Here is a 16,884-nt window from a genome sequence, read left to right as displayed (position 1 = left end):
GGCCCCGAAGGGCCTTTTTACTTCGAGCTGGAGCAATTGCTCACTGGAAGAGAATGATGGCCTGTTTGATGGTAACCCAAACACCCCACAGGATCGGGATCCCAACAGCTGCCCAGGCAATTGCCGCCTTTACGTCGAGACCGCCATGACCTATGCCGAATGATCCGCTTGTGCCCGCTTCCACGACCTTTGTCTTGGCCTGTAGCGCAGCAACTTCTGCATCCGACATGAACCATTTGTCTGCCAATGGCCGCACGAACAGATTGGCTACCAAACCGAGCGCCAACATGCCAGCCAGGATATACATTGTTCGATCATAGACCTGATCACGCGGGACACCCGCACTGATCTGGAATTCACGGATGTAATTGACCACGACGGGTCCCACGATACCGGCAGTCGCCCAAGCGGTCAGCAAGCGGCCATGAATAGCTCCAACAAACTGCGTTCCAAATATATCGGCTAGGTAGGCCGGTATAGTAGCAAAGCCACCGCCATACATCGACAAGATCACGCAGAAAATAGCAACAAACAGCGCCTGGCTTCCCATATGTGCTGCGGTCGGTGCCAAGGCATACAGCGCTATGCCCAGCGCAAAGAAGGTGTAGTAGGTTGCCTTACGGCCGAGACGGTCGGAAAGTGACGCCCAGAAGAAGCGTCCGCCAATGTTGAACAGTGAAAGCAAACCGGTAAAACCAGCCGCGATAGCTGCTACCGCAGTTTTTTGCGATGCGTCCAGTTGCGTAAAACTGACATCGGGGAAGCCAATCAGCTTGCCTGCAAATATCTCCTGAAGCATTGGCGAAGCCATGCCGATCACGCCGATGCCAGCCGATACGTTGAGGCATAGTACGGCCCAAATGAGCCAGAATTGCTTGGTCTTGTGCGCATCCCGCAAATGGACGTGACGCGTGGTAATCATGGCCTTGCCGTTAACGGGCGGGGTCCAGCCCTCTGGGCGCCAATTTGCAGGAGGAATACGATAGCCAAATGCGCCGCACATCATGAAAACAAAATAACCGGCGGCCATGACAAGCAAAGTCTGCCAAACGCCAACAGATTCCGGTGTCTTGAAGTAATTCATCAGAAGATTGGCCAGTGGCGCTCCGATCATCGCACCGCCACCAAAGCCCATGATCGCCATGCCTGTTGCCATGCCGCGTCGATCCGGAAACCATTTGATCAAGGTCGACACCGGAGAAATATAGCCAAGCCCAAGGCCGATACCGCCGATAACGCCAGCGCCAAGCCACATCAGCCACAATTGATGTGTCATGATGCCGATGGCTGCTATGACCATGCCGCCGCACCAGCAGAGGGCTGAAACAAGACCCGCCTTGCGAGGGCCTGCGCGCTCCAGCCAACCGCCCCAAATTGCTGCGGAACAGCCTAGGAGCACAAAGAACAGCGTGTATATCCAGCCGAGATCGCTGACACGCCAGTCACAACTGGTCGTAAAGAGAGCCGTTACAAGGTTGAGATCAGCACAGGCGACGGATTGTTCAATCCCGATCGAGCGGGACAATGGCAGCCAGAAAACACTGAACCCATAGGCCATGCCGATACATAAATGAATTGCCAAAGCGGCTGGCGGGACGAGCCATCGATTGAAACCCGCCTTGGCGATAATGCGCTCGCGGTCGAGAATTCCAGCGGTTCCTACCGAACCTTCTGCTGTTTGGTCAATTGCCGACATACAATGCCCCTCCCAAGGTTTGCATTAGAAAACAAGCGATTAAATTGGATCAGGCCGAAACGGTGCCCGGCTTGCGTATCTGCTTTGCAGCTTCAAGGACCAAGGGATCCAGACCGTTGTCCGGCTGTTCCAGTATGCCGAAAAGCTGCTGGCGCATGCGCGGTTCCCAGAAGTGGTTGATATGCTCGGCAACACCCGCCGCTGCCTCATCCATCGGTTGAGAGTGAAAGAAGGTTGCAATCTGATTGGCCATATAGACCAGTTTTTCCGCCGTGGTTTTATGGCTTTCACTATCCATATTGCACCAATCTAACAGTTGGACTTTGTATAAGAGTCGAGGCAGCAGGATCGGGATTGAGATGCGGCCGCTGCGGCTTTTCATCTGTGTCGGAGCCGATTTGCGCTGCGGCGACCGGGATACGTTCCGGGCGCGTAAACACATCAAATTCATCGCCGCGAACCAAGGCAACGAGCGTTAGTCCGGCGGCATGGGCCGTGCGAATAGCAAGCGCTGTCGGGGCAGAAACCGCAATCAATACTGAAGCACCAATGATCGCTGCCTTCTGGACCATTTCAATGGAAACCCGGCTGGTTATCACAATAGCACCGCTGCTGCCTTCAATGCGCGAGCGGCACAGATTGCCAGCCAATTTGTCGAGCGCATTGTGTCTTCCGACATCCTCACGCGCCGCTACAATGCCTTTTCCCGGTTGATAGAAACCAGCGGCATGAACAGCTCCCGTTTCCTTGTGAAGAGGTTGTATTTCTGAAAGCAGCCTTACTGCTTGCGCAATGTCATCTGGTGCCAGTTCCAATTTCACCTTGTCGACAGAGGAGACCGGTTTCAATGCCTGCTCGATTGATTCAATTCCGCAAAGACCGCAACCAACGGGCCCCGCCATGCGGCGGCGGCGATCACTCAAATCCTGTCCTGCCTCGCCTGCAAGCCTGATCTGGATATCAATGCCTTCAGCATGGTCTTCAATGTTGATTTCATCGATCTGTTCAAGCCGCGAGATAATGCCTTCGGAAAGACTGAAACCAACAGCAAAATCTTCCATGTCAGAAGGGGTTGCCATCATGACCGCATGGGTCGTGCCATTATAGCTGAAGGCGACCGGTGTCTCTTCCGGCACGGCACGGTCGCCGCTGGCATAGCTGGCGACTGCGCCATTCAAGCGGCGAGTGATCCGCGGTACGAGTTGGCGTGCGGGGCGCTGTTCCACGTTTATTCTGCCGCGTCGAGTATTTTGATCCGGCGACTTTGGCGGGCCTGTTCATCATATTGAACCTGCCAATCGCTTGGTCCGTTGGACGCACCGACCTGAACCGCAGTAACCTTATACTCCGGACAGTTTGTTGCCCAGTCGGAGAAGTCGGTCGTGATCACATTTGCCTGCGTCGTGGGATGGTGGAAGGTCGTGTAGACCACGCCGGGCGAGACACGATCCGTAATAAGCGCGCGCAAGGTGGTTTCGCCGGACCGGCTGCTGATCTTCACCCAATCGCCATCACGGATGCCGCGATTTTCCGCATCATGCGCATGAATTTCCAAACGGTCCTCTTCATGCCACATGACATTGTCTGTGCGGCGTGTTTGTGCGCCGACATTGTATTGCGACAGAATGCGGCCTGTTGTGAGCAAAAGCGGGAAACGCGGTCCCGTCCGCTCATCAGTGGCAACATATTCGGTACGAATGAACTTGCCCTTGCCCCGTGCAAAGCCATCAATGTGCATGATTGGCGTACCAAGAGGGGCCTTTTCATTGCACGGCCACTGAACCGAACCTTCTTTTTCAAGCAGCTCATAACTGACACCAGCAAAACTGGGTGTGGTCATGGCAATTTCATCCATGACCTGTGACGGATGGGTATAGTTCCAATTGAGGCCCATCGCTTTGGCAAGATTTTGTGTAACTTCCCAATCCGCATAGCCATTGAGCGGGCTCATAACCTTGCGCACGCGATTGATGCGGCGCTCGGCATTGGTGAAAGTGCCATCCTTTTCGAGGAATGTAGAACCCGGCAGAAACACATGGGCGTAGTTTGCAGTTTCGTTCAAAAACAGGTCATGGACGACTACACATTCCATTGCTTCCAGACCGGCAGCAACATGTTTCGTATCGGGATCTGACTGCAGGATGTCTTCACCCTGAATGTAAATGCCCTTGAACGTGCCGTCGACGGCGGCATCCAGCATGTTTGGAATGCGCAAGCCCGGCTCGTCCTGAATTTTGACGCCCCACAGCTTGTCAAAAATATCTCGTGTCGATTCATCGGAAACATGGCGATAGCCGGGAAGTTCATGCGGGAATGAACCCATATCGCAGGAACCCTGCACATTATTCTGGCCGCGCAGAGGATTAACACCGACGCCCTTGCGGCCGATATTACCGGTTGCCATTGCCAGATTGGCGATGGCCATGACCGTAGTAGAACCTTGGCTATGTTCTGTTACGCCAAGGCCGTAATAGATGGCTCCATTGCCACCAGTGGCGAACAGGCGTGCTGCTTCGCGCAGGGTTTGCGGGTTCACACCTGTCAGTTCTTCAATGGCTTCCGGGCTATGTTCCGGGCTGGAAACAAATGCAGCCCAATCCTGAAATTCTTCCCAGTCGCAACGCTCGCGAATGAACTTTTCGTCGAAAAGACCCTCTGTAACAACCACATGAGCCAGCGATGTGACCACAGCGACATTCGTGCCCGGGCGCAGTTGCAGATGTTGGGCTGCAGAGACGTGGGGCGAGCGCACCAGATCAATTCGGCGTGGATCGACGACGATGAGTTTTGCGCCCTTGCGCAAACGCTTCTTCAGACGCGAGGCAAAGACAGGATGACCATCGGTCGGATTTGCACCAATGACCATAACGACATCCGTATGCTCAACGCTGTCGAAATCCTGCGTACCCGCAGATGTACCAAAGGTTGTCTTGAGACCATAGCCGGTTGGCGAATGGCAGACACGGGCGCAGGTATCGACATTATTGTTGCCGAAACCGGCGCGGACCAACTTTTGTACGAGGTATGTTTCTTCATTGGTGCAGCGGGACGAAGTGATGCCGCCAACGGAATTGCGCCCATATTGATATTGCAGACGGCGGAATTCATTAGCGACGTACTTATATGCCTCGTCCCAGCTCACTTCGCGCCAAGGATCTGTAATTTTCTCGCGGATCATTGGGTTGAGAATGCGATCCTTGTGTGTGGAATAACCATAGGCAAAGCGGCCTTTGACGCAGGAGTGACCACGATTGGCTTTGCCATCCTTGTAGGGAACCATGCGAACAAGTTCCTCACCACGCATTTCTGCCTTGAACGAGCAGCCAACGCCACAATAGGCGCAGGTCGTGACTTTGGAGTGCTCGGGTTGTCCTATCTGGATGACCGATTTTTCCGTCAGTGTCGCGGTAGGGCATGCCTGCACGCAGGCACCGCAGGAAACACATTCACTATCCAGAAAGTTTTCGTGCATGCCCGGAGAAACGCGACTGGAAAAACCACGGCCCTCAATCGTCAGTGCAAATGTGCCCTGCACTTCTTCACAGGCACGGACACAGCGCGAACAAACGATGCATTTCGTCGGATCATAGGTGAAATAGGGGTTGCTTTCATCCTTAGGCATCCAGCGATCATTGGCGACGCCCTCTGCCTTGGTGAAAACATGGTTGTCGCCTTCATAACCATAGCGAACATCGCGCAACCCCACCGCACCTGCCATATCCTGCAACTCACAATCGCCATTGGCAGCGCAAGTCAGGCAATCGAGCGGATGATCGGAGATATAAAGCTCCATCACGCCTTTGCGGATATCCTTCAGGCGCTTGGTCTGCGTATGGACCACCAGACCTTCCATTGCAGGCGTGGTGCAGGAAGCCGGAGTACCGTTGCGGCCTTCGATTTCAATCAGGCAAAGACGGCAGGAACCAAATGCATCAACCATATCGGTGGCGCAGAGTTTCGGCACCTGAATGCCTGCTTCCATCGCAGCACGCATCAGGGAAGTTCCTTCGGGAACCGTCACCTCATTGCCGTCGATGGTAAGCGTGACCATCTTCTCCGAAAGGGAAGCTGGCGTGCCGTAGTCGATCTCGTGAACCAGTGACATGGTGAACTCCTATTCCGCCGCAACGGCAATTGGTGCCGGGCGAAAATCTTCAGGAAAATGATTAAGAGCGCTCAAAACGGGATAAGGCGTGAAACCGCCCAAGGCACAGAGCGAGCCGAATTTCATCGTATTGCAAAGATCAGTGAGAACCGCGATTTGCTTTTCCGGCTCGATATTGGCTGAAAGGCGATCCACAACCTCAACGCCGCGGGTAGAACCGATACGGCATGGCGTACACTTGCCGCAGGATTCCACAGCGCAGAATTCCATGGCAAAGCGTGCCTGTTTCAGCATATCGACACTGTCGTCAAAGACGACCAATCCGGCGTGACCGATAAGACCGTCCTTGGCTGCAAAGGCTTCGTAGTCAAACGGCGTGTCGAAAAGCGAACGTGGGAAATAAGCACCCAGTGGACCGCCGACCTGCACCGCTTTTACCGGACGGCCCGTGGCAGTGCCGCCGCCAATATCATCCACGATCTCACCAAGAGTAAGACCAAAGGCAGCCTCAAACAGACCGGCATATTTGACGTTGCCAGCTATTTGCAGCGGAATGGTGCCACGTGAGCGGCCCATGCCGAAATCTTTGTAGAACGCCGCCCCCCTGTCCATGATGACAGGCACCGAGGCCAAGGAAATCACATTATTGATGACGGTAGGTTTGCCAAACAGGCCCTTATGCGCGGGAAGCGGTGGCTTGGCGCGTACGATACCGCGACGCCCTTCAAGACTTTCAAGCAAAGCCGTTTCTTCGCCGCAGACATAGGCCCCGGCGCCGACGCGAACCTCGATATCGAAAGCATATGACGAACCGAGCACAGAGGCTCCCAGTACTCCAGACTTCCGCGCAACTTCGATGGCTTCATTCATTACTGCAATGGCATGCGGATATTCAGAACGAATGTAGATGTAGCCCTTGGTCGCCTCAACGGCGATGCCGGCAATCGCCATGCCCTCGATGAGAACAAAGGGATCGCCTTCCATGATCATACGATCAGCAAAAGTGCCGCTATCGCCCTCATCCGCATTGCAGACAATATATTTTTGCGGTGCCAAAGTATCGAGCACCGTTTTCCATTTGATGCCGGTCGGGAAGCCAGCACCTCCGCGTCCCCGCAATCCGGATTCGGTTACCTGAGCCACGATCTCGGCCCGCGATAAGGTCAGAGTGTTCTGCAGCCCCTTCAAGCCATCATGGGCGCGATAATCATCAAGCGAGACTGGATCAGTGATGCCACAACGCGCAAATGTCAGGCGTGTCTGTTTGGACAAGAACGGGAGATGCTCTGTAAGACCAAGCCAAAGCGGATGCACCCTGCCCTCGGCCAACCCGCCATCGAGCAAGGCTGCAACGTCAGAGGCCTTGACCGGCCCATAGGCTACACGGCCGCCGGGCGTTTCGACCTCGACCATCGGCTCAAGCCAGTACATGCCACGCGATCCATTGCGTATGATTTTTGCATCCAGCTTGCGTGCGGTGATTTCGTTTTCGAGCGTCTTTGCGACTTTTTCAGCGCCGAGTGCCAAGGCACCGGAATCACGCGGGACATAGAAGGTGATGCTCATAGCCGCACCTCCGCAGCAATTTCATCGAGGCGCTCAGCGTCCAGGCGACCAATAACTTCGCCATCCAACATCGCGGCCGGCGCACAGGCGCACAGGCCAAGGCAGTAAACCGGTTCGAGCGTTACCGCGCCATCTGTCGTGGTGCCATGCCAGTCAATGCCAAGCAACTGGCGCGCGCGGTCCGCCAATGCATCGCCGCCCATTGATTGACAGGCTTCAGCCCGGCAAAGCTTCAGGACATGTCGGCCACCTGGATGATCGCGATAATCATGATAAAATGAAAATACGCCGTGAACTTCGGCACGGGAAATATTGAGGGCATGTGCGATCAAAGGAAGCGTTTCCTGTGGCACATAACCAAACTCACCCTGCAACTCGTGCAAGATGGGCAATAGCGGCCCTTCTTTGCCCTTGAATTGATCGATAATGCCTATCGCTCTAGCTGCGATATTGGTACTTGCGCTCTGCATTTTGTGCAGCGCCCTCCCTAATTTCTCCTCGTGACTTAGAACAGATCAAAAAACTGATATATAATCAATATCATTGTCTCGTTGAACGATAGAATATTTCTATCAAAAAACTTCCATTGTGAGTGCCAAAGCGCGTGCCTCATGAAGGAGGGCTGATACAAGCGGCGTGTGAGGCTCCCGATCTGCCGTGACCAAACCCACCAAATGACGCGCATCCGGCTCCACAATCGGAATGGACCGGATTGGCTCGGCAAAACCCAAGGTCTCAGAGAGGTTAAGCGGCATGATGCTAACCCATTTTCCGGTGCGGATATGGGAAAAGAGGACAATCATCGAATTGGATTCGAGTGTCGGGTGAACCTCCACGCCAGCATCCTGCAAGTGCTTGTTGATAAGCCGGCGGTTCTGCATATCTTTCGTAAGCAAACATAGCGGCAGTTGACCCACCTCGGCCCATGTGACGGACGTCCTGTCCGAATAGGTATTGCCCGCTGCAGTAATCAATTGATAGCGCTCGGAATAAAGCGGGACCGAGGTCACACGCCCGAGAGGTTCATTATCAAGATAACTAATACCGGCATCGATCTCGAAATTACTGAGCAGCGTCAAGACTTCCAATGATGTTCGCGACGTAATGGAAAAGGTGACATCGGGGTGCTTCTCTCTGAAAGGCGTGGTGAGCTTGGACACCATGGCCAATGCGGTTGGAATGGCGGCAATCTTCAGGTGTCCGGCCAGTCCAAAATGCGCTGCGCGGATTTCTTCACGCATTGTTTTCGTGTCGCCAACAATTCGCCGCGCCCATTCGAGCACGCGCTGGCCTTCGGATGTCAGACCGTTGAACCGCGAGCCGCGCTGAACAAGAACAGCGCCCAGCGTATTTTCAAGCTGACGAATTGCTGCTGAAAGCGTCGGCTGTGTTACACCGCATTCTTCCGCAGCGCGGCCAAAATGCTTATGGCGAGCCAATGCGATAAAAAATTCCAACTTGTCGATCATCCAGACTCTCCTCCACAAAGACTCTAGAGCAAATGAGCAAGCCTTCTAATGCTGGGCCGCTTTGGTCTGGCAAAGAGTTTTGTTTGATGTATGTTGCGCTCAACATCCACGATTTCCAAGGACATGAAAATGGATATTCGTCAGATTGACGATCGCTACGCCGTGACGGGTCAGATTTCACCAGACGACGTTCGCGATATCGTTGCCGCTGGCTACGGCGCGCTCATCTGCAATCGGCCGGATGGCGAGTCGCCAGACCAGCCAGATTTTGCAGAGATCGCCAAAGTCGCAGAAAAGGCCGGTATTCCCGTTTATTACGTACCGATTATAGCCGGACAGCTAACGCAAGATGATGTCGATGCCATGGCTTCCGCGCTTGAACAAGCTGAAGGCCCGGTTCTCGCCTATTGTCGCTCAGGCGCCCGCTCAACCAATATTTACGGGATTGTGCAACAGCAGAAGGGTTAGAGTTGGTGCGCCTGTTCGGCACGCTGACTGTGGTCTTCTTTATGACGCTGCCCGTTGTTGCTGGCAGCGCACAGGAGAAACCATTTTCTGCCGACGATATAGATAATATGCTGGAAAACAGCGCTCCAATGCCGCTGGCGAGCGGCACTGTCGAAGATCGGTTGAAGCAAGAGATTCAGGCGTGCTGGGTTCAGCCCATCTTCAAGCGGGGCGATACTCTGCCAGAAATAAAGGTAGCTGTGAGCGTCGGGAAAGACGGGACGCTACTCAAAGACCCCAAAGTTTTGAAGACCGGAAAGGGCACCATGGGCAAACAGCTTGCTTTAAGCGCCGTGCGTGCCATCAAGCGCTGCGCACCCTTCAAAACGGTAAAAGATAATCCCGGTTCTTATGAAAACCTTCGAAGAATTATACTCAACTTTCAGCCGTCTTCGCTGTAATTGCTCACTGACTAGAAAAACGCCTGAATGCCAGTCTGTGCACGACCCAGAATGAGAGCATGCACATCGTGCGTACCTTCATAAGTATTCACCGTTTCGAGATTTTGCGAGTGCCGCATGACATGATAGCCGATCTGGATTCCATTGCCGCCATGCATATCGCGAGCCATGCGCGCGATGTCCAAGGCCTTGCCGCAATTATTGCGTTTAACCAGGCTAATCATTTCCGGCGCCATGCGGTCCTCGTCCATGAGACGGCCAACGCGCAATGAAGCCTGCAAACCAAGCGTAATTTCGGTCTGCATATCGGCAAACTTCTTCTGGAAAAGCTGTGTCGCAGCCAGTGGTCGACCGAACTGCTTACGGTCGAGGCCATATTGTACCGTGCGCTGCCAACAATCTTCAGCGGCACCCATGACACCCCAGGAAATGCCGTAGCGAGCGCGATTAAGGCATCCGAATGGACCTTTCAGACCAGCCACATTCGGCAGCAACTGTTCTTCTCCAACAATAACGCCATCCATGACAATCTCACCGGTGATCGAAGCGCGAAGGGAAAGCTTGCCGTCAATCTTTGGTGCGGAAAGCCCCTTCATGCCTTTCTCCAGCACGAATCCCTTGATCTGGCCGTCATGCGCGTCGGACTTGGCCCAAACGACAAAAACGTCGGCAATAGGGGAATTTGAAATCCACATCTTCGAGCCGGAAATACTATAGCCATCCGCAACTTTGGTCGCACGGGTCTTCATACCCGCCGGGTCGGAGCCTGCATCCGGTTCTGTCAATCCAAAGCAACCAATCCATTCACCGGACGCCAATCTCGGCAGATATTTCTTGCGCTGTTCTTCCGAACCATAGGCATAAATAGGATACATGACCAAGGAGGACTGCACGCTCATCATCGAACGATAACCACTGTCCACACGCTCCACCTCGCGGGCAACAAGTCCGTAAGCAACATATGACGCACCTGCCGTGCCATATTCCTCCGGCAAAGTGACCCCGAGTAATCCTGATTGTCCCATAAGACGGAATAATGCAGGATCAGTCTTTTCCTGCATATAGGCTTCCTCGATACGCGGCTGAAGTTCGCTTTGGGCAAAGCTACGCGCGCTGTCGCGAATCATCCTTTCGTCTTCTGTCAGTTGGTCTTCCAACAAAAAGGGATCCGTCCAGACAAAGGATGGCTTGGAGTTTGCCATAGGTATTCTCCTCAAATAGGCGACAAGACCTAGCATCAAATCCGCACCGGTGACCAGATCGCGGCATTGCTAAAATTTGCTTGGATGATGAGCGACGCGCATGATTTGCGCATTTCGATACGCAGCCGAATCCACTATATCTGTGTAATGGCCATTAAACATCTCACCGAAACAATCATCAATCAGATCGCGGCGGGCGAAGTTATCGAGCGGCCAGCCAGCGTGGTGAAAGAACTCGTTGAGAATGCAATCGATGCCGGCGCAACACGCATTGATATTGTCACTGCGGGCGGTGGAAAGAACCTTATCCGCATAATTGACAATGGTTCTGGCATTCCCGCCGATGAACTTTCATTGGCGGTTTCCCGCCATTGCACGTCGAAACTGACCGATAATGTGCACGATATCAGAGCGCTTGGTTTTCGCGGCGAAGCACTTCCTTCCATTGGTTCAATTTCGCGATTGTCACTAAAGTCGCGTGTGGCCGATGCCGATTCTGGATTTGAGATCTCCGTTAATGGCGGGCGCATGGACGGCCCGCGCCCGACGGGCATGAATGGCGGAACAATCGCGGAGGTGCGGGATCTTTTCTTTTCCACACCCGCACGCCTCAAATTCATGAAAACGGACCGCGCTGAAGCCTCTGCGATCAGCGATGTGGTCAAACGTGTTGCCATCGCCTTTCCGCATATTCGCTTTTCCATGACCGGGAGCGACCGGACACCATTTGAAATGGCCGCAACGGGGGTTGGCTCAGAGGGGATGCTGGAGCGAATCTCGCAAGTGTTGGGCAAAGAGTTTCCAGAAAATGCCATAGGCATTGATGCAATGCGCGATGGCGTTCGGCTAAGCGGTTTTGCCGGTATTCCTGCTTTTAATCGTGCAAATAGCCTTCATCAATTCGCCTATGTGAATGGCCGCCCGGTTCGCGACAAGCAGATATGGGGCGCAATTCGCGGAGCTTATGCGGATGTTATGTCGCGCGACCGTCACCCCGTTGTCGTTCTTTTCCTCAATCTCGATCCGGAACTCGTCGATGTGAATGTCCACCCAGCAAAAGCCGATGTGCGATTTCGCGATCCTGGTCTTGTTCGCGGCTTGATAGTTGGAGCAATACGGGAAGCGCTCGGGCAATCCGGTATTCGGGCGACGACCACGGGTGCTGAAGCCATGCTGCACTCTTTTCGACCTGGCGGCGGATTCGAACCTCGCTCAACAGCGCCAATATGGGGCAAGGAAACTGTCTCTCCCGGTAATCTGAACTATTCGGTGCAGCAATCGCCGTTCCGTCCTTTTGAGAGTGTCGCCAGCGCCTCGAGTCACGGCAACGGGTTTGCTGAAACCGTGCAGGAATTCCTCTATGATGGCGCTGCCGCTCTAAGCGCTGATGCCCGCGCCAGCACGATCAGTGCTCCGCCAGAATTGCTTGCCATGCCGCTCGGCGCTGCCCGGGCACAGGTTCACGCAAATTATATCGTCTCACAAACTGACGACAGCCTCGTTATTGTTGACCAGCATGCAGCGCATGAGCGCCTTGTCTATGAGGCTTTAAAAAACGCTCTGCACTCACGTCCTTTGGCGGCGCAGATGCTGCTTATCCCGGAGATTGTCGATCTTCCCGAGGAAGATGTGGGGCGGCTTGTTGCCCATGCTGAAACGCTGCAACGCTTCGGGCTTGGTCTGGAAGCTTTCGGCCCAGGTGCTGTCGCCGTTCGCGAAACCCCCTCCATGCTGGGCGAGATCGATACGCAAAAGCTGGTGCGAGACCTTGCAGATGAGATTGCAGAACACGACACGTCGGATGGCTTGAAAGCCATACTCGACCACGTGGCTGCTACCATGGCGTGTCACGGTTCAGTCAGGGCTGGACGGCGGCTTAAGCCCGACGAGATGAATGCGTTACTTCGTCAAATGGAGGCAACGCCGGGTTCAGGTACGTGCAACCACGGACGCCCGACCTATATTGAACTGAAGTTGACGGATATTGAACGGCTGTTTGGCCGGCGCTAAAGCGTTTTCCATTCTATGGAACCATTCAGGCAGACCTTGACCGCGAAAGTCGCAAAGCCGTAAATAGCGGTAAATGAACGAACTGGAACAAATGCAATGAACCGATTTGAAGGCCCCGGCTCTCGCGAAGCCAAAATTCGCTATCTAGACGGTGACTTTCAAGTCCTGTCTCCGGGGGCCTATGTCTTGTGCGCCGTCACTGGGGAAAAGATTGCTATTGATGAATTGAGGTACTGGAGCGTCGCGCGGCAGGAGCCCTATGTGGACGCACATACTTCTTTCAATCGGGAGTTGCAGGAAAATCCTGACCTGCGTCAGCGGAACAAGGCTTGAGCGTGTATAATCGTCGAACCCTCCTGCTTTCGCTCATCGGCATTGGCCTTACCATTAGCGGTTGTGCCACCAGCAAGGAGCCGCCGACCTATAGCGGACCAACCAAGACTATTCGCGGTTATTTGCAGGGACCGCCTTATGCCCGGCTTGGTGCAAGCACCGTTGTTTTCATAACGGCTTATGATGCGACAGGTGGCGCTACAGGTTCCATGCCAAAGATCGGCGCGACAAGCTTTACCCTGAATCGCAATGGCTATTTCCCGATTGCCTATGAGATCGAGATTCCCGCGAGTCATGCCGCTCCCCGCATTTCGCTTGCCGTTGAAATGCGCCAATATGGCAGGGTAACATTCACCAATGATCGACAATATAGTCAAACGACCGGACGTAATCTCGACATACCCGTGAGAGAAGCACCGCCAAGGGTCAGAACGCGCAACTATCTATAGAGTTTTAAGGATGCGCGCCTTAGCGCGTTCCCTTGTATCGCGAACAATATTATGCGCGGTTTGCGGATGGCTGAAAACAAGTTCCACATCCAGAACGAGCGTTTGCGTCGCCAATTCCTTGGTCACAGCACTTCCGTCAAACAATCTGACATGATCCTTTGCGGTCGTGATCAAGGTAAGTTGCTCTTTGGCTGCGTCCTTCATCAAATCAGCAGCGTCCTCATCCGTATAGGGATGGTGATCTGGAAAGGATTTGGTCTGTGCCACATCTAGTCCGGCTTCGTGCAAGGTCCTGAAAAACTTGGACGGATCGCCGATGCCAGCAAAAGCCAATAAGCGCCCCTGGCTTATCTGCGCAATGTTTTGTGGTTGAAGCACAGACTCATAAATCGGTTTTGCCGCCCTCGCAGCGCTGCGAACAAGCTGGTCGGCACCGCTGGCAGTGCCTATTCTGAGCAAGGCATCGGTTCGGACCAATTGGTCCGTGAGCGGTGCTCGTAGCGGCCCGGCAGGCAGGACTTTCCCGTTGCCAATTCCCCGGCCCGCATCGACCACCATAAGCGCATAGTCAAAATGCAGGCGGGCACTCTGAAAACCATCATCCATGATGATGAAATCACAACCCGACGCGATAAGCGCTTTCGCGCCAGCCACACGGTCGGCGCACACGACAACGGGTGCATGACGCGCCAGCAGAATCGGCTCATCGCCAACATGGCGCGCGCTGTCTTTATCCGGGTCGACTTTGTGCAAGCCGGAGAATGCACCGCCATAGCCACGCGATACAATTCCTGGCTTCAGGCCCATTGAGGTCGCTGCTTTGGCGAGAGCAATCGATGTTGGTGTCTTGCCCGCACCGCCAACAGTAAAATTACCGACGCATAGCACCGGAACAGAGACGGATGGCGGCTTGGCGCGCCGAAGACGGCGACCGGCAACTGCGCCGTATATGTTGGCAAGAGGACTCAAGGCTCGCGCACGCCAATCCGGCTTTTCCCACCAGAATGGAGGCGCTTCTGACGTCATTTCCAAGCGCTTTCGCGATTGGAGAGTCGAGCCTGCAGCACCAAAGGCTGCAAATAGGGCTCAAGGGCTGTCATGGTTCGCGACAGTGATCCGCGCATGTCCTCGACTGTCTTCAGCCCCGCATCAATCATAATCTGCCGTTCTGCCGGATTGTTGAACAGGTAGTTTACCGCCCCTGCCAGCATATCCTTGTCGCGTACAAGTTTGGCAGCGCCATTTTTGATCAAGCGTTGATAGGAGTCACGGAAATTCTGCACATTGCGACCCGAGAGAATGGCCGATTTCAGCATAGCCGGTTCAAGAGGATTTTGGCCACCTTGCGCAGTCAGAGAGCGGCCAACGAAGGCAATCTCTGCCATCCGCAGATAAAGACCCATATCGCCGATTGTATCGCCTATGAATATATCGGTGTCCGCATCGATCGGATCATTGCGGCTGCGCAATGCAACCTTCATTCCCATCGTTTCTATCAGAGCTGCTACCTCAGCAGCGCGATCCGGATGCCGGGGCACCAGGATCGTCAGTAAGTCGCGATGCCGGGCCTTGAGCATCTGATGCACCTGAGCGACGATTTCCTCTTCGCCCTGATGCGTAGAGATGGCAGCCCATGTCTTGCGCGGGCCGATCATCTTTTGAAGTGCGGCCAATTGCGAATTGTCCACCGGCGGAACGGCCGTATCAACCTTCAAATTGCCTGATACTGTCACCGGCCGTGCGCCAAGCGTACGGAACCGCTCACCGTCAACATCTGACTGCGCGACAACGTGAGCGAGATTTTCAAACAGCGCCTCTGCGATCGATGCACGCTTGTTCCACGCCGCGAAGGAACGGTCCGACAGGCGTCCATTAACGAGAACCTGCGGCACACGTCTTGTTCCAAGCTCGAGGATCGTCATCGGCCATATTTCAGACTCGCATATTACCGCAAGATCAGGCTGCCAGTGGGTCAGGAAACGGTCAACCGCAGGCTTGAGATCAAGTGGCACATACTGGTGAATGACACGATCCCCAAGACGATCCTGAACCATTTTCGCCGAAGTCACCGTGCCGGTGGTCAAGACGACATGGATGCCCATTTCGACGATTGCTTCGACCAATGGCGTGACAGCCGATGTTTCGCCAACGCTGGCGGCATGAACCCAGACCAATGGTCCAGAGGGTCGAGCCACGCTGGCAACACCATAGCGCTCGCCTTGACGACCGCGCTCTTCCTTGCCCTTGCTCGCACGGAAAGCAACATAGGCTCCCACTACGGGGAAAATTATAGCACCCGCCCACCGGTAGGTGCTGAGTGCCAATCTGGCCCACTTCTCACTCATATCGCGCCATCCACCAGTGTGTGAACGCGAAGCGTATTCGCATTCAGGCTGTCCGTCAGTTCAACGCGCTTAGCTTCAAGCATGGCATCATCAGCATCCTGGGGAACGAAAATCGGATCTCCGACAATCAGTCCTGACTTGCCGAAAGGCAATGGAACAGTTGTCTTATCCCAACTCTTTTCAAGAACTTTCCGTCGCGAGGTCAGGTAGCAAATTGGGAGAATTGGACGGCCCGATAATTTTGCAAGCAGAATAACGCCTATGCCTGATTGGCGAGGCGTACCATGGGGGATATCAGCAATCATTGCAGCAGTCTTGCCATCCTTCAATGCCTTTTTTAGGGCAAGCAATGCACGTGCACCGCCTTTTTCAGCCCCCTTTGCGCGGTCCCTACCGCCTGAACCGCGAATGATCTCAACACCGAAACTTTCAGCGACGCGCGCGTTCAATTCGGCATCCTTGCTGCGCGAAAACATTGCAACAAACCGGACATTGCGGGGCATGAGAAACGGCGCCATCAAATGCTGGCCGTGCCATGCAACCGCAATAAAAGGTTCGCCGCCACGCTTCATATCTTCGACATCAGACGAACCGGCGAGCCGAGGATTTGTAGCATTCACCAGCCGGAAAAACTGGGTAATAAGCCAAACTATCATCGTCCGCACAACCGGCGAATTTGCCAAAGGACCACGGACAGAACGCCAGAACCGCTTCAGCAACCCGTTTTTCTTCTTAGGCGAAGATTTGGAAGCTAACATAATTTCGCTGGTCGGCATTTCATCGTTTTGTCGTGTCACACGA

Annotated in this window: 16 protein-coding genes; 5 read left to right on the top strand and 11 right to left on the bottom strand. The window is 54.2% G+C overall.

Features of this window, described 5'->3' with window-relative positions:
* Positions 1–40 precede the first annotated feature (40 nt).
* From ACTJI9_RS09910 to ACTJI9_RS09880, 7 genes are all read right to left on the bottom strand, one after another.
* The gene (locus ACTJI9_RS09910) at positions 41–1,696 is read right to left on the bottom strand and encodes an OFA family MFS transporter (protein WP_440807628.1); all 1,656 of its coding nucleotides are present in this window, start codon (positions 1,694–1,696) and stop codon (positions 41–43) included.
* 49 nt (positions 1,697–1,745) lie between these two features.
* Entirely contained in the window at positions 1,746–1,994 is a 249-nt protein-coding gene (locus ACTJI9_RS09905) for a formate dehydrogenase subunit delta (protein WP_440807626.1), read from the bottom strand.
* Positions 1,987–2,922: a formate dehydrogenase accessory sulfurtransferase FdhD gene (gene fdhD, locus ACTJI9_RS09900; RefSeq protein WP_435530068.1), complete on the bottom strand. Its 936-nt coding sequence runs from the start codon at positions 2,920–2,922 to the stop codon at positions 1,987–1,989. The genes ACTJI9_RS09905 and fdhD overlap by 8 nt, the downstream gene beginning before the upstream one ends.
* A gap of 2 nt (positions 2,923–2,924) precedes the next feature.
* On the bottom strand, positions 2,925–5,801 hold the full coding sequence (fdhF, locus tag ACTJI9_RS09895; protein WP_440807622.1) for a formate dehydrogenase subunit alpha: 2,877 nt from the start codon (positions 5,799–5,801) through the stop codon (positions 2,925–2,927).
* Between the two features lie 9 nt (positions 5,802–5,810).
* Complete coding sequence (locus tag ACTJI9_RS09890; RefSeq protein WP_440807619.1) at positions 5,811–7,367, bottom strand: formate dehydrogenase beta subunit; 1,557 nt, start codon at positions 7,365–7,367, stop codon at positions 5,811–5,813.
* A complete protein-coding gene (locus ACTJI9_RS09885; RefSeq protein WP_440807617.1) occupies positions 7,364–7,837 on the bottom strand; it encodes a formate dehydrogenase subunit gamma in 474 nt (157 codons plus the stop codon). Before ACTJI9_RS09885 ends, ACTJI9_RS09890 begins: the two co-directional genes overlap by 4 nt.
* 102 nt (positions 7,838–7,939) lie before the next feature.
* Positions 7,940–8,836 carry a LysR family transcriptional regulator gene (locus ACTJI9_RS09880; protein ID WP_115055193.1) on the bottom strand — a complete coding sequence of 299 codons (897 nt, stop codon included), beginning with the start codon at positions 8,834–8,836 and terminating at the stop codon, positions 7,940–7,942.
* A gap of 129 nt (positions 8,837–8,965) precedes the next feature.
* Between ACTJI9_RS09880 and ACTJI9_RS09875 the strand changes: the two genes are divergently transcribed.
* Together ACTJI9_RS09875 and ACTJI9_RS09870 are read left to right on the top strand one after the other, a co-directional pair.
* On the top strand, positions 8,966–9,304 hold the full coding sequence (locus ACTJI9_RS09875) for a TIGR01244 family sulfur transferase (protein WP_336440539.1): 339 nt from the start codon (positions 8,966–8,968) through the stop codon (positions 9,302–9,304).
* Positions 9,305–9,306: 2 nt separating this feature from the next.
* Positions 9,307–9,744, top strand: coding sequence for a cell envelope integrity protein TolA (locus tag ACTJI9_RS09870; RefSeq protein WP_440807615.1), 438 nt, complete (start codon positions 9,307–9,309; stop codon positions 9,742–9,744).
* A gap of 11 nt (positions 9,745–9,755) precedes the next feature.
* On the opposite strand, the gene ACTJI9_RS09865 is transcribed toward ACTJI9_RS09870, so the two are convergent.
* A complete protein-coding gene (locus tag ACTJI9_RS09865; protein ID WP_440807612.1) occupies positions 9,756–10,946 on the bottom strand; it encodes an acyl-CoA dehydrogenase in 1,191 nt (396 codons plus the stop codon).
* A 147-nt stretch (positions 10,947–11,093) separates the two neighbouring features.
* On the opposite strand from ACTJI9_RS09865, the gene mutL reads away from it, so the two are divergent.
* The 3 genes from mutL to ACTJI9_RS09850 all read left to right on the top strand — a co-directional run bounded on the left by mutL (position 11,094) and on the right by ACTJI9_RS09850 (position 13,738).
* Positions 11,094–12,956, top strand: coding sequence for a DNA mismatch repair endonuclease MutL (gene mutL, locus ACTJI9_RS09860; protein ID WP_440807610.1), 1,863 nt, complete (start codon positions 11,094–11,096; stop codon positions 12,954–12,956).
* 96 nt (positions 12,957–13,052) lie between these two features.
* Positions 13,053–13,289, top strand: coding sequence for a DUF2093 domain-containing protein (locus tag ACTJI9_RS09855; RefSeq protein ID WP_307283027.1), 237 nt, complete (start codon positions 13,053–13,055; stop codon positions 13,287–13,289).
* Positions 13,286–13,738, top strand: coding sequence for a hypothetical protein (locus ACTJI9_RS09850; RefSeq protein WP_440807605.1), 453 nt, complete (start codon positions 13,286–13,288; stop codon positions 13,736–13,738). Before ACTJI9_RS09855 ends, ACTJI9_RS09850 begins: the two co-directional genes overlap by 4 nt.
* Here the strand turns inward: ACTJI9_RS09850 and lpxK are convergent.
* The 3 genes from lpxK to ACTJI9_RS09835 are packed head-to-tail and all read right to left on the bottom strand — an operon-like array spanning position 13,733 to position 16,841.
* Positions 13,733–14,764, bottom strand: a complete 1,032-nt coding sequence (gene lpxK / locus ACTJI9_RS09845; RefSeq protein WP_440807604.1) for a tetraacyldisaccharide 4'-kinase — start codon at positions 14,762–14,764, stop codon at positions 13,733–13,735. The two genes, ACTJI9_RS09850 and lpxK, sit on opposite strands and share 6 nt — an antisense overlap.
* Entirely contained in the window at positions 14,761–16,083 is a 1,323-nt protein-coding gene (waaA, locus tag ACTJI9_RS09840; RefSeq protein ID WP_336440545.1) for a lipid IV(A) 3-deoxy-D-manno-octulosonic acid transferase, read from the bottom strand. Before waaA ends, lpxK begins: the two co-directional genes overlap by 4 nt.
* Positions 16,080–16,841, bottom strand: a complete 762-nt coding sequence (locus ACTJI9_RS09835) for a DUF374 domain-containing protein (protein ID WP_115055271.1) — start codon at positions 16,839–16,841, stop codon at positions 16,080–16,082. The genes waaA and ACTJI9_RS09835 overlap by 4 nt, the downstream gene beginning before the upstream one ends.
* Between the last annotated feature and the right edge of the window lie 43 nt (positions 16,842–16,884).

It is taken from the genome of Phyllobacterium sp. 22552, from assembly GCF_052044585.1.
In the GTDB taxonomy this organism is placed as follows: domain Bacteria; phylum Pseudomonadota; class Alphaproteobacteria; order Rhizobiales; family Rhizobiaceae; genus Phyllobacterium; species Phyllobacterium ifriqiyense.
This window is presented reverse-complemented; position numbering and strand designations above follow the sequence as displayed.

Coding starts and splice junctions, on each gene's coding strand:
- ACTJI9_RS09910 (WP_440807628.1), bottom strand. CDS start 1,696: ATGTCGGCAATTGACCAAACAGCAGAAGGTTCGGTAGGAACCGCTGGA.
- ACTJI9_RS09905 (WP_440807626.1), bottom strand. CDS start 1,994: ATGGATAGTGAAAGCCATAAAACCACGGCGGAAAAACTGGTCTATATG.
- fdhF (WP_440807622.1), bottom strand. CDS start 5,801: ATGTCACTGGTTCACGAGATCGACTACGGCACGCCAGCTTCCCTTTCG.
- ACTJI9_RS09890 (WP_440807619.1), bottom strand. CDS start 7,367: ATGAGCATCACCTTCTATGTCCCGCGTGATTCCGGTGCCTTGGCACTC.
- ACTJI9_RS09885 (WP_440807617.1), bottom strand. CDS start 7,837: ATGCAGAGCGCAAGTACCAATATCGCAGCTAGAGCGATAGGCATTATC.
- ACTJI9_RS09880 (WP_115055193.1), bottom strand. CDS start 8,836: ATGATCGACAAGTTGGAATTTTTTATCGCATTGGCTCGCCATAAGCAT.
- ACTJI9_RS09875 (WP_336440539.1), top strand. CDS start 8,966: ATGGATATTCGTCAGATTGACGATCGCTACGCCGTGACGGGTCAGATT.
- ACTJI9_RS09865 (WP_440807612.1), bottom strand. CDS start 10,946: ATGGCAAACTCCAAGCCATCCTTTGTCTGGACGGATCCCTTTTTGTTG.
- mutL (WP_440807610.1), top strand. CDS start 11,094: ATGGCCATTAAACATCTCACCGAAACAATCATCAATCAGATCGCGGCG.
- ACTJI9_RS09855 (WP_307283027.1), top strand. CDS start 13,053: ATGAACCGATTTGAAGGCCCCGGCTCTCGCGAAGCCAAAATTCGCTAT.
- lpxK (WP_440807604.1), bottom strand. CDS start 14,764: ATGACGTCAGAAGCGCCTCCATTCTGGTGGGAAAAGCCGGATTGGCGT.
- waaA (WP_336440545.1), bottom strand. CDS start 16,083: ATGAGTGAGAAGTGGGCCAGATTGGCACTCAGCACCTACCGGTGGGCG.
- ACTJI9_RS09835 (WP_115055271.1), bottom strand. CDS start 16,841: ATGTTAGCTTCCAAATCTTCGCCTAAGAAGAAAAACGGGTTGCTGAAG.